Origin of the sequence: Mycobacterium sp., from assembly GCF_052143115.1 — a bacterium.
Lineage (GTDB): Bacteria > Actinomycetota > Actinomycetes > Mycobacteriales > Mycobacteriaceae > Mycobacterium.
The window spans coordinates 25512-36730 of sequence record NZ_JBKQTQ010000050.1 but is presented as its reverse complement, the minus strand read 5'-3'; the positions used below and the strand labels follow the sequence as shown (position 1 = coordinate 36730).

Sequence of the window (11219 nt, the reverse complement as noted above, 5' to 3'; positions counted from 1 at the left end):
ACCGGCCGGCTCCTGAAATTTAGGTTCTGCGGTGCCCGTTCGGCCGTGCAGACACCTGACAATGTGGCACCCGGGATGGGCCGACGCAAACCGACCCCCCGTTTAGAGCCCATCAAATTGCCGCTAAACGTGCGGCCAGTAGGGCAACGCCGCTGCGGCGTCAGGGGGTTCCCCAACGCTTTCTACTAGGCGCGATAGCCTGCGGCGGCCGCTGATCCGCAGCGCCGGCCGGGCTCCGCGAGTGCCGATCAGCGTCGGTGCTATCCCGACCCGCATCAGCGCCGACGCCAGCGGTGAGTGGGTGTCCGGTGCGTGCGGATCCAGTCCGAGCAGATAACGGTCGGCTTCCGGGTTGCCCGCCGCCAGGATCCAGGCCCGCAGCTCCCGCGGCCCCGGCAACCACAGCGGGGGGACGGTCTTCACCGCGCCGCGCGTCCAATCGCCGGCGATGGAACGTAGCCGCACGTCGACTGTGGTCCGTACCAGCGGAGTGTTTTCGTCAGTCTGGGTGATTTCGGCCACCAAACCGGCCTCGTCGATCATCTCGGCCAGCGCCTCCGCCCGCCAGGGCTGATCGACGACCACCGACAGCCTGGCTCCATCGCCGACCGTCACAATCTGGCCCGCGGCGGCCAGCACCCCGGTGAGGTCGCCGACCGCAGGCGGCACCGACTCCGCCGAGAAGAAGGACAGCTGGCTCACATCACCGACACTAAGCGCCCGGATGACGTTGTGCGCCGTGACACGGCGCGCACTGTAGCCGGGCAATGGTGGCCGCCGGCCGCGTGCTTTGCGCAGCGGCCGGGCGACCACAGCGAGAACCCCCCGACCGAACCCGGTAACTCCGGACCGCGCGGGGGGTTGTCGTTAGAGGCTGCTCAGATTGAGCGGACGCCGGTGGCCTGGGGACCCTTGGGGCTCTGGCCGACTTCGAATTCGACCCGCTGGTTCTCCTCAAGGGTGCGGAAGCCGGATCCCTGGATCTCCGTGTAGTGGACAAACACGTCGGCCGAACCGTCCTCGGGGGCGATGAAGCCGAATCCCTTCTCCGCGTTGAACCACTTCACAGTTCCCTGTGGCATTTCTTGATGTTTCCTTTACTTCTCGGGTGCGGTGCACCGCCTTTCGGTGCCCCGGGCCCCGTTCCGACCGCTAGACCTTGCCGAGTCGCCGGAACTTCACCCGACCTACAACCTCGCAGGAACCGCGGCCGCAACGTCGATCCTGCGAAAGTTTTACACGAACACAGAAGCTGCGACCGCAAACAGTCAATCATGTTCATCGCGTCTGCGACAGCCTCAGGTGATCAATTCAGCTACCAAGAGGTAAACAATTCAGGTGCGAAGCCGAAACCGCTGGCCGCAGGCCCGCCGCCGGTCGAGGTATTCGGCAATTGGTTCACGTCAGGAGGAGCGGAAACATGGTGACGTTCGGCAGCGAACTGCTCGCCGCCGCGGTCGCCGGCAGCGAACCGGGAGACCATCCGCTGCGCCACGTCGCCGAGCTGCCACCAAGGCTCGGCCGCCGACGCCCGTGGCCGGCATGGGCCGAGCCGGACGTGGTGCGCGCGTTCACCGATCGCGGTGTCAGCTCGCCGTGGGCACATCAGGTTGAGGCGGCGGACCTGGCCCATGCCGGCCGTCACGTGGTTATCAGCACCGGCACGGCGTCGGGGAAATCGCTGGCCTATCAACTCCCCATCCTGAACGCGCTGGCGATCGATCCGCGGGCCCGGGCGCTCTACCTGTCGCCGACGAAAGCGCTTGGCCACGACCAGTTGCGCGCCGCGCATGCGCTGACCGCGGCGGTGCCCCGGCTGGGTGACGTCGCGCCCACGGCCTACGACGGCGACAGTCCTGCCGAGGTGCGTCGGTTCGCGCGGGAGCGCTCCCGGTGGCTGTTCTCCAACCCCGATATGGTCCACTTGGCGCTGCTGCGCAACCACGCCCGGTGGGCGGTGTTCCTGCGTGGCCTTCGCTATCTGGTCATCGACGAATGCCATTACTACCGCGGTGTTTTCGGCTCGAACGTGGCAATGGTTCTGCGCCGCCTGCTGCGACTGTGCGCGCGCTACTCCGCGGACCCGGCCGCGACGCCGACGGTGATCTTCGCCAGTGCGACAACGGCCGCGCCTGGTGCAACTGCCGCCGAGCTCATCGGCCAGCCGGTCGAAGAGATCACCGAGGACGGCTCGCCACAAGGCGCCCGTACGGTGGCGTTGTGGGAGCCGGCCTTGCGCACGGACCTCGTCGGTGAAAACGGCGCTCCGGTCCGGCGGTCCGCCGGTAGCGAGGCTGCGCGAGTGATGGCCGACCTAATGGCCGAAGGGGCGCGCACTTTGACATTTGTCCGATCGCGTCGGGGCGCCGAATTGACCGCGCTGGCAACTCGTGCGCGACTGGAGGACATTGCCCCGGAGCTGACCGAGAAGGTGGCGTCTTATCGGGCAGGTTATCTGCCCGAGGACCGCAGCGCGCTGGAACGCGCACTGGTCGACGGGCAGCTGCGAGGTCTCGCCACCACGAACGCGCTGGAGCTGGGTGTCGATATCGCAGGGCTCGACGCGGTGGTGCTGGCCGGCTTTCCCGGAACAGTCACGTCGTTTTGGCAGCAGGCCGGCCGATCCGGGCGACGTGGTCAGGGCGCGCTGGTCGTGCTGGTCGCCCGTGACGATCCACTGGACACCTATCTGGTGCATCACCCCGCCGCACTGTTGGATAAGCCGATCGAGCGCGTGGTGATCGATCCGGCCAACCCGTACATCCTCGGCCCGCAGTTACTCTGTGCTGCAACGGAGTTGCCGTTAGACGAAGCCGAGGTGCGCACACTGGGCGCTGTGGAGGTGGCGGAGGCGCTGGTCGACGACGGGCTGCTGCGGCGACGTTCCGGCAGGTACTACCCGGCGCCGGGCGTGGATCCGCATCCGGCGGTGGACATTCGGGGGTCGACGGGCGGCCAGATCGTCATCGTGGAGAGCGAGACCGGACGGTTGCTGGGGACCGCCGGTGTCGGCCAGGCCGCCGCTTCGGTGCACCCCGGGGCGGTATACCTGCACCAGGGTGAGAGTTACGTTGTCGATTCGCTGGACTTCGAAGAGGGCATGGCTTTCGTTCACGGCGAAGATCCCGGATATGCCACGTTCGCAAGAGAACTCACCGACATCGCGGTCACCGGAGAGGGTGAACGCCGAGTCTTCGGATCGGTCACGCTGGGCCTGGTACCGGTCAGCGTCACCAGTCGAGTCGTCGGCTACTTGCGCCGTCGGCTGAGCGGGGAGGTGATCGACTTCATCGAGCTGGATATGCCGGCCCACACCCTGGCCACCACCGCGGTGATGTACACCATCACACCGGAGGCCCTGAGCCGCAATGGGATCGACGCGCCGCAGATCCCCGGATCGCTGCACGCCGCCGAGCACGCCGCGATCGGACTGCTCCCCCTGGTGGCCAGCTGTGACCGCGGCGACATCGGCGGTTTGTCCACCCCGGTGGGCCCCGAATGGGACGGACTGCCCAGCGTCTTCGTCTATGACGGCTATCCGGGCGGGGCGGGCTTCGCCGAGCAGGGTTTCCGCCGGGCGAGCACCTGGCTGGGCGCTACCGCTGCCGCTATCGAGGCATGCGAATGCCCGTCGGGATGCCCGTCCTGCGTGCAGTCACCGAAATGCGGCAGCGGTAACGAACCACTGGATAAAGCCGGGGCTGTGCGCGTGTTGCGCTTGCTGCTCACAGCGCTGACTCACGAGGGCGAGACATACCGATGACGACCGACCCCTCGACGGTCGCCCTCCACGCGTCTGTGTCGTGGCAGCGCTTTTCCTCACTGCCGAAGAAACGCGCACATGCCGAAATTACGAAGCAGTGCGGCGAACGGTCGGACAACGCAATCCGTTCGCGATCCCAATGGGTGCAGCAGCAAAATACCCGGCCGCGCTAACCTGTGCAAGTCACCGGCTGACGTGTAAAGGTCACCCTTAGGTTGACCGCCGTCAAATGTCGCCGGATTGGGCAGGGAGGCAACGAGTTATCCGCTGGATGACCAGTAAAATGTCGAGGTATGGCCTCCGACTGGCTGCTTGTGGAAACGCTGGGCAAGGAACCGGCCGTAGTAGCGCTAGGCCGTCAATTGAAAAATCTCGTCCCGGTTACCACGTTTCTGCGGCGTAATCCGCACCTTGCTGCCATCCAGAGCGCAATCGCCGAGTCGTTGCAAACCGGCCAAAGCCTGGTCAGCATCACACCCAAAAGTCACCGGGTGATCCGCACCGAGCCGGTGTTGATGTCCGACGGCCGCATGCACGGTGTGCATATCTGGAGCGGGCCGGCTGAGGCCGAACCGCCGGAGCGGCCGATCCCGGGCCCGCTGAAATGGGATATGACCCTCAAAGTGGCCACCGATACGCCGGAATCGCTGGTCAACATAGGCAGGAATCTCGAGGTCGAGGACCCTGAGCGTCGCGCATTCGCGGACATTTGGCCGTCGGGTGATCTCAAACCCAACGAAGGCAAGGCGCTCGCGGCGGCGGTCAAGTCCCAACCAGGGCAGACCCTGTGCGACACCTGGGACGGCACCGATTGGCAGGGCAATCACATTCGGGTGAGCTTCGTCGCTCGCAATGGACTGGAGCCGGGGCCGGATGGCCGCGACCACGTCATCGCACGAGGGATGAATTGGCGCGCCGAATCGGCCGACCCGGCGCGGCCAACCGACCGACTCGCGCAGCGGATCCTGCACGGGTTGGCGCAGCCCGGCGTGCACCGGGCGTTGTTCGATCCGAGCAACTGGACCCTGTTGAAATGGCTCGACGAGCCGTGCCCCTTCTATGACTGGCGACGTATCGCGACCGATGCCCTGCGAATACATCCCAGCGACCAGGCGAGGATGGCAGCGATGACCGCCGAGTTCGCCGGCGGGGCCACCACCGGGGTGCTGCGCATGCCGGGCCACGACGGCGGCTGGGTTCCGGTGCATGTGACCGTCAACCGGGTGGAAGTCGAGCAGGAGACGTTCGCCGGGCTGGTCGCACTGCGGTTGCCCACAGCGACCGAACTCGCCGACGCGGGCCTGTCCGATCCGGGTCCAAGCGGCGATTAGGCCGTCTCGGCCGGGCCTGCCCGGGCGGCGGCCCGGGCGCTGCCCCATCCGCCCACGGCGAGACGCACGTCGACTGTGACGACGACGTCCAGGTCGTCCACGTCGCAACCGGTGGTGCTTACCCGCATCTGACGGGCCACTGCTTTCGCCTGCGCACAGGCAGCCTCGGCTCCAGCCGCCAGCCGCGCCGCGGCGGCCAGTGCGGCCAGATCGGCCGCCGCCTGGGCCCGGTGGCGCGCTACCACTGCAGAGCCCAGGTACGCGCCGCCGCCGGTGATGGACAGCAGTACGGCGACCATCGCGGCCGCGACCACGGTGGCAGATCCGCGCTCACTGCGACGGCTCCACAGCCGAGACGCCGGTGGCCGTGATGCCCAGCGCGGGAAGCAGATTCGACCGCGCGGTGACCGTCGCAACGACGAAGTCGCCGTCGCGACGCAGCTGCACCAGGGCGCCGCCCGGTGCGATACCAGCGGCGGTCGCGATGGCTGAGCGATCATCGCCACGTGCGGCCAACCGGGCAGCCTCGCGGGCAGCGTCGATGCAGCGGACCAGCATCGACACCGCGGTGATCCCGGCCAGGCACAACACCAGCACCGCGACCAGCGTGGCGACGCCCAGCGCCGCCTCCACGGTGCTCGCGCCGACATCGTCGACTAGGCCTTGGTGTTGAGCGCGCGGGCGATGATGTTGGTCAACGCCGAGACGATGGAGTCGCCCGTCACGACCGTGTAGAGGATCGCAGCAAACGCCGCCGCCGCGATCGTCCCGATCGCGTATTCGACGGTGGACATCCCGGACTCGTCTACCGCCAACAGCGTCACACGCGCTCGTAGCGCACGAAACATGTTGGTTAACTTCATAATTCCCTCCTCCGTTACCACGTGTAGCGCTGATACGCGCCGTCACAGCAAACCTGACCGCAGTAAGTCGCCGGCCAGTCCGGCCACCACCGGAATAATGCCCAGGCACACGAACGCGGGTAAGAAACACAGTCCGAGCGGACCGGCGATCAGCACCCCGGCTCGCTCGGCAGTCGCCGCGGCCATGTGTGCGGCGTCCTGTCGACATTGCGTGGCAAGCGAGGCCACCGCCTCAGCGAGCGCCACACCCGAGGCCGAAGACCGGCGCGCCAGCCGCAGCAACGCATCGGTCTGCGGCTCGAGGGAACCGGGCGGCAGATCCGGCGGTGCCGACCATGCGACGCCCGGGTCGGCGCCCAGCGCCAGCAGGTCGGCGGCGCGCCGTAGCACTCGGGCCAGCAGCGGCGGCGCCGACGGCGCAGTCGCAGCCGCGGCGGTCGACACTGCCATGCCCGCTGCCAGGCAGACCGCCAGCACATCCAGGCTCGAGGCGACGGCCAGCGGATCGGTGCCACGCACCGGTCGCCGCGGCGTCGCGGGTGCGCGGGTCACCAGCGTGGCGCGCGCCCGCACCGTCGACGGTCGGGCACCACTCAATAGAGCGGCGGCCAGCAACAGCGCCGCCGTACTCACGATGTCGCCCGATCGGTGATGCGGTCGGACCAGAGCAGCCCGCTGCAGACCAGCGTCACCCCGACCATCAGCAGCCAGCCGCCTGCGTGCCCGGCCAGCAGGAACGCCACCGGGTCCGCGCCGATGAGTTGGCCAAGCACCACCGACAGCACCGGCAGGCCCGCCAGGATGGCCGCCGTGGCGCGGGCGCCGGCCATTGCCGACGTCACCTGCCCCGAGAATCGTTGTCGTTCAGCAATATCGCGTTGAGCCGCCCGCATCAGGGTGGACATCGCCAGACCGTGTTGCGATGCCAGTTGCCAGCACACTGCGAGCCGATTCCATTGCGCCGGTAGCGCAGAAGCCTCGGCAACCCCGCTCAAACCGGCGGTGACGTCGGCCCCCAAGCGGGCGCGCGCCGCCACGGCACGACATGACTGCGCGACCGGCCCAGCCGTTTCGTCCGCCGCGACGGCGAAGGCCTGCGCGGGGTGGGCACCGATCCGCAGTTCACCCACCAGCACATCGATCGCGGTTTCTAGTTCCCGGCTTTCGTCCATCGCACGACGGCTGCGGCGACGGCGGCGGTAGCGCAGGCCTGCGGTAGCGGCGAACACCCCGGCAGCGTAAACCGTTGTCAGCGGCAGCAATATGGCACCGACGGCCCCAGCGCACACCGCTAAGCATGCGGCGACCCGCGCCGACGACCAGCTGCGGCCGCGGTCGGGGCGAGCGAGTCGTCGACGCGGCGATGACGGCAATACGAGCACAGCTGCTGACAACGCCAGCGCCGCTATCGGTGCGCTCATCTCGCTGTCCGGCTCTGCAACAGCCGGCGCAAACCGGCGACCTCGTCGGTCAGTCCGGTGTCGGCGTGCCACACGGTGACCGCCCCAACCCTTCCGTCAGTTTGGCGCAGCACGGCGATTTCGCTGAGTCGCCGCCGCCCGCCGCGGTCGCGGGCGACGTGCAACAGCACCTGCACCGCTGCAGCCACTTGACTGTGCAGCGCGCCACGATCCAGGCCGCCGAGAGCGCCCAACGCCTCCAAGCGAGCCGGCACCTCGCCCGGATTGTTGGCATGCACCGTGCCGGCACCGCCGTCGTGACCGGTGTTCAGCGCAGCGAGCAGATCGACCACTTCGGCGCCCCGGACCTCTCCAACGACGATGCGGTCCGGCCGCATTCTCAGCGCCTGCCGGACGAGTTGCCGCACCGTGACTTCGCCGACGCCTTCAACGTTGGCGCATCGCGCGACCAGCTTGACCAGATGCGGATGCGGCGGCGCCAGCTCAGCGGCGTCCTCGACGCACACGATCCGCTCGTCCGGCGCCACTGCATTCAGCATCGCCGACAGCAACGTCGTTTTGCCTGCTCCGGTGCCGCCGGACACCAGAAACGCCAACCGGGCCGCGATGATGTCGGCGAGCAGTGCGGCGGCCGTCGGCACGATGGCACCCGCCGCGATCAGCGCGGGCAGATCTTGAGTGGCCGGTCGAAGCACCCGCAACGACAGGCAGGTCCCGCCGACGGCGACCGGCGGCAGCACGGCATGCAACCGGACCGCGAAACCTCCGGCGCCCACCCTGGTCAGCTGACCGTCCACCCATGGTTGCGCGTCGTCGAGACGTCGACCCGCCGCCAGGGCGAGCCGCTGCGCCAAGCGCCGCACGGCTGCTTCGTCGGCGAACCGAACATCGGTGCGCCGCAAACCGTTTCCATCGTCGACCCACACCGCGTCCGGTGCGGTGACCAACACGTCGGTGGTGCCGTCCGCGCACAACAGTGGCTCGAGGATCCCGGCGCCGGTCAGCTCGGTCTGCAATACCCGGAGATTGCTCAGCAACTCGGTGTCGCCGAGCACCCCGCCCGATTCGGCGCGGATCGCGTCGGCGACCACCATGGGGCGCAGCGGGCCGGACTCCGTCGCCAGCCGCTCACGCACCCGGTCGATGAGAGAACCGGTCATGCTGCCCGGCCTTCCGACCGGACCACCGGGCGCGCAGGCAGCACAGCCATAACCCGGCGGGCCGCCGCCGCCAACGCAGAGCGCCGCCCGAACTTCAGACCACCGTGTTCGAGTTGCTCGGCCAACCTCGGGTACGGCCTCATCGCCGCCAACAGCGGTACGCCGGCGATCGCAGCCACCTCCTCCGCGCGCAGGCCGCCCGGCGACGGTCCGCGTACGACCAGTCCGACATTGGGATTGATACCGATGAGCACCGCAGCGATCGTCGCCGTGGCCGCGCACGCCCGCACATCGCACGGGGTGACCACCACGACGAGATCGGCGGTGTCCAAGGCGGTTTGAGTGGCGTCGGTCAACCGACGCGGCAGGTCGCAGACCACGGTCGCCCCGCCGCGGCGGCCGGCGTCGACGACGGCGTCCACGGCCCCGGAGTCCAATTCGTATCCGCGACGGGTGCCTGACAGCATGCAGATCCCGCGGTGTCGCGGCAGCGCCCCGCGCACCGCCGACCAGTTCAGCCGTCCGCCCTGCAACGCCAGGTCGGGCCAGCGCACGCCCGGGGCGGTTTCGCCGCCCACCAGCAGGTCGATGCCACCACCCCAAGGGTCGAGATCGACCAACAACGGATCGGTGGCGACTTGTGCCAATGCGGCCGCAAACAGTGACGCACCCGCCCCGCCGCGCCCACCGATAACGGCGACTACCTGGCCGAGAGCGCCGTCGTCGCGCGCGAATTCGCCCGCATCGGCGAATCCGCGGACCAGATCGCGCTCTTGTGCGGGCAGCCTGAGCACGTGCCGGGCACCCACCTCGATGGCCGCGGCCCAGGTCGCCGACGCCGGTTCGCCGCCGGTCACGACGATCACGTGCGCGCGGCGTGGCAGTCCAGCGCGTGCGCATCCTTCCGCCGCGGCCTCGTCGAGCACCACCGCTGCGGCCGCCGACCACGTTTTCCTGCTAATCGGAAATGTGCTGCCGGCGTGGACGACCCGCACACCGACGGCCGCGGCGACCCGGTCGACCTCATCGCGCATTGCGGATTCGGCCAGGACAGCCAGGATCCCGCGGGCGCCGCCAGTGCCGGTAGGGGTGGTCATTGGCCCACCGTGCCCGGGCGCGATCCTGCGCCGCCAGTCCCGAACGAGGATCTGTGGACAACGCCCGATCTGTGCACAATTCGCGGCCTGCGCCCGTCAAAGTCGGCGCCGACGGCGGGAATTCACCCCACAAAAGGGACGACCCCCGCCAGGGGGGGAGGAGGCGAGGGTCGTCGTGTATAAGCCCCGGGGGGTCGGGCTGATACACCCTCGGCTAAGCCGAGTACTGCTTACTATACACATGACAGCATCGCGCGGCGCAAGTGCTGTTTGAAGTTGCACGCATGGCATTCGGCCATATTCAGCCAGGACAGCGCGGTCGTCGCGAGCAACCGAACCATGGTTGACCGGGTGTTTTGTGGGCCACCTCGCGTTTTGTCGCGTGGTCCCCCTATGCTGGGGCCGTGACCGTCCCGGACTCGGCCGCTGACCAGCAAACATCACCAACAGGCACCGGTTCCAGCCCTCGCACCGCCGCGTTTTTCGATCTTGATAAGACCATCATCGCCAAGTCCAGCACGCTGGCGTTCAGCAAACCTTTCTTCGATCAGGGATTGATCAACCGCCGCGCCGTGCTCAAGTCGAGCTACGCCCAGTTTCTGTTCCTGCTCTCTGGCGCGGACCACGATCAGATGGACCGGATGCGCATCCATCTGACCAACATGTGCACCGGCTGGGATGTCCAGCAGGTCAAGTCGATCGTCAGCGAAACGCTGCACGACATCGTCACGCCTCTGGTATTCGCCGAGGCCGCGGACCTGATCGCCAGCCACAAGCTGTGCGGCCGCGATGTCGTGGTGGTGTCGGCGTCCGGCGAGGAGCTGGTGGCACCGATCGCGCGTGCGCTCGGCGCCACCCATGCGATGGCGACCCGCATGGTCGTCGAGGACGGCAAGTACACCGGAGAGATCGGGTTCTACTGCTACGGCGAAGGCAAGGTGCAGGCGATCCGAGAGTTGGCTGCGCGTGAGGGCTACCCGCTCGAACACTGCTACGCCTACTCCGATTCGATCACCGACCTGCCGATGCTCGAAGTCGTCGGCCATCCGAGCGTGGTCAACCCTGACCGCGCGCTGCGCCGGGAAGCGACCGCCCGCGGCTGGCCGGTGCTGGCATTCTCGCGGCCGGTATCGCTGCGCGACCGTATCGGAACACCGTCGGGAGCCGCGGTCGCCACAACCGCCGCGGTGGGCGTCAGCGCGCTGGCCGCCGGCGCGCTGACGTATTCGCTGCTCCGCCGGTTCTCGCTGTAGCAGCGCGCCGTCGCTGCTACAGCAAACTTCTCCGGGTCACTGGTCGATATCACTTCAGCGTTTTCACGGCAATTGACTCTTGATGTGACCCGAGTCACGGAGTACAAAGGAGTGACGGAAGCCCGGTGAGGCCAAGATCGAGCCGGAAGAGAAGGCACAATCTCCCGAAATCGGGCAACCCAGCACGGTTCCCGGCACCCACGCGGAGTCACAGCCGCGATAATGGCAGAAGTGTTGCGGGCCTGCGTAATTGCGAAAAGTGGACGGCGTCGACAGCCCTTTGGGTGGGGTTGCAGCCGGAAGTGTCGCAAGATCGCCGAGGCCATCCCAC

Annotated in this window: 12 protein-coding genes; 3 read left to right on the top strand and 9 right to left on the bottom strand. The window is 68.0% G+C overall.

The features are described 5' to 3' along the window. Positions 1–123: 123 nt before the first annotated feature. Together ACLQI9_RS05225 and ACLQI9_RS05220 are read right to left on the bottom strand one after the other, a co-directional pair. Positions 124–702 (bottom strand): hypothetical protein, encoded by a 579-nt coding sequence (locus ACLQI9_RS05225; protein ID WP_442381319.1) that lies wholly within the window; start codon positions 700–702, stop codon positions 124–126. Between the two features lie 176 nt (positions 703–878). After that, complete coding sequence (locus ACLQI9_RS05220) at positions 879–1082, bottom strand: cold-shock protein (RefSeq protein ID WP_003925183.1); 204 nt, start codon at positions 1080–1082, stop codon at positions 879–881. A gap of 338 nt (positions 1083–1420) precedes the next feature. Between ACLQI9_RS05220 and ACLQI9_RS05215 the strand changes: the two genes are divergently transcribed. Both ACLQI9_RS05215 and ACLQI9_RS05210 read left to right on the top strand, forming a co-directional pair. Next, positions 1421–3763: a DEAD/DEAH box helicase gene (locus ACLQI9_RS05215; RefSeq protein WP_442381317.1), complete on the top strand. Its 2343-nt coding sequence runs from the start codon at positions 1421–1423 to the stop codon at positions 3761–3763. 293 nt (positions 3764–4056) lie between these two features. After that, positions 4057–5094 carry a PAS domain-containing protein gene (locus ACLQI9_RS05210; RefSeq protein ID WP_442391232.1) on the top strand — a complete coding sequence of 346 codons (1038 nt, stop codon included), beginning with the start codon at positions 4057–4059 and terminating at the stop codon, positions 5092–5094. Here the strand turns inward: ACLQI9_RS05210 and ACLQI9_RS05205 are convergent. The 7 genes from ACLQI9_RS05205 to ssd are packed head-to-tail and all read right to left on the bottom strand — an operon-like array spanning position 5091 to position 9635. Continuing rightward, positions 5091–5408, bottom strand: a complete 318-nt coding sequence (locus tag ACLQI9_RS05205) for an Rv3654c family TadE-like protein (RefSeq protein ID WP_442391230.1) — start codon at positions 5406–5408, stop codon at positions 5091–5093. The two genes, ACLQI9_RS05210 and ACLQI9_RS05205, sit on opposite strands and share 4 nt — an antisense overlap. A 16-nt stretch (positions 5409–5424) precedes the next feature. Further along, a complete protein-coding gene (locus tag ACLQI9_RS05200) occupies positions 5425–5727 on the bottom strand; it encodes a TadE family type IV pilus minor pilin (protein WP_442391228.1) in 303 nt (100 codons plus the stop codon). A 23-nt stretch (positions 5728–5750) separates the two neighbouring features. Continuing rightward, positions 5751–5957 (bottom strand): DUF4244 domain-containing protein, encoded by a 207-nt coding sequence (locus ACLQI9_RS05195; RefSeq protein ID WP_442381309.1) that lies wholly within the window; start codon positions 5955–5957, stop codon positions 5751–5753. Positions 5958–5999: 42 nt separating this feature from the next. After that, the gene (locus tag ACLQI9_RS05190; RefSeq protein ID WP_442381307.1) at positions 6000–6590 is read right to left on the bottom strand and encodes a type II secretion system F family protein; all 591 of its coding nucleotides are present in this window, start codon (positions 6588–6590) and stop codon (positions 6000–6002) included. Then, the gene (locus ACLQI9_RS05185) at positions 6587–7378 is read right to left on the bottom strand and encodes a type II secretion system F family protein (RefSeq protein WP_442381305.1); all 792 of its coding nucleotides are present in this window, start codon (positions 7376–7378) and stop codon (positions 6587–6589) included. The genes ACLQI9_RS05190 and ACLQI9_RS05185 overlap by 4 nt, the downstream gene beginning before the upstream one ends. Beyond that, positions 7375–8538, bottom strand: a complete 1164-nt coding sequence (locus ACLQI9_RS05180; protein WP_442381303.1) for a TadA family conjugal transfer-associated ATPase — start codon at positions 8536–8538, stop codon at positions 7375–7377. The genes ACLQI9_RS05185 and ACLQI9_RS05180 overlap by 4 nt, the downstream gene beginning before the upstream one ends. Continuing rightward, positions 8535–9635, bottom strand: a complete 1101-nt coding sequence (gene ssd / locus ACLQI9_RS05175; protein ID WP_442381301.1) for a septum site-determining protein Ssd — start codon at positions 9633–9635, stop codon at positions 8535–8537. Before ssd ends, ACLQI9_RS05180 begins: the two co-directional genes overlap by 4 nt. 404 nt (positions 9636–10039) lie before the next feature. Between ssd and ACLQI9_RS05170 the strand changes: the two genes are divergently transcribed. Beyond that, the gene (locus ACLQI9_RS05170; RefSeq protein WP_442381298.1) at positions 10040–10888 is read left to right on the top strand and encodes an HAD-IB family hydrolase; all 849 of its coding nucleotides are present in this window, start codon (positions 10040–10042) and stop codon (positions 10886–10888) included. Positions 10889–11219: the final 331 nt, after the last annotated feature.

What these genes read in the sequence shown, in the direction of transcription:
- ACLQI9_RS05180 (WP_442381303.1), bottom strand. Translation starts at nt 8,538, where the DNA reads ATGACCGGTTCTCTCATCGACCGGGTGCGTGAGCGGCTGGCGACGGAG.
- ACLQI9_RS05220 (WP_003925183.1), bottom strand. Translation starts at nt 1,082, where the DNA reads ATGCCACAGGGAACTGTGAAGTGGTTCAACGCGGAGAAGGGATTCGGC.
- ssd (WP_442381301.1), bottom strand. Translation starts at nt 9,635, where the DNA reads ATGACCACCCCTACCGGCACTGGCGGCGCCCGCGGGATCCTGGCTGTC.
- ACLQI9_RS05185 (WP_442381305.1), bottom strand. Translation starts at nt 7,378, where the DNA reads ATGAGCGCACCGATAGCGGCGCTGGCGTTGTCAGCAGCTGTGCTCGTA.
- ACLQI9_RS05210 (WP_442391232.1), top strand. Translation starts at nt 4,057, where the DNA reads ATGGCCTCCGACTGGCTGCTTGTGGAAACGCTGGGCAAGGAACCGGCC.
- ACLQI9_RS05195 (WP_442381309.1), bottom strand. Translation starts at nt 5,957, where the DNA reads ATGAAGTTAACCAACATGTTTCGTGCGCTACGAGCGCGTGTGACGCTG.
- ACLQI9_RS05215 (WP_442381317.1), top strand. Translation starts at nt 1,421, where the DNA reads ATGGTGACGTTCGGCAGCGAACTGCTCGCCGCCGCGGTCGCCGGCAGC.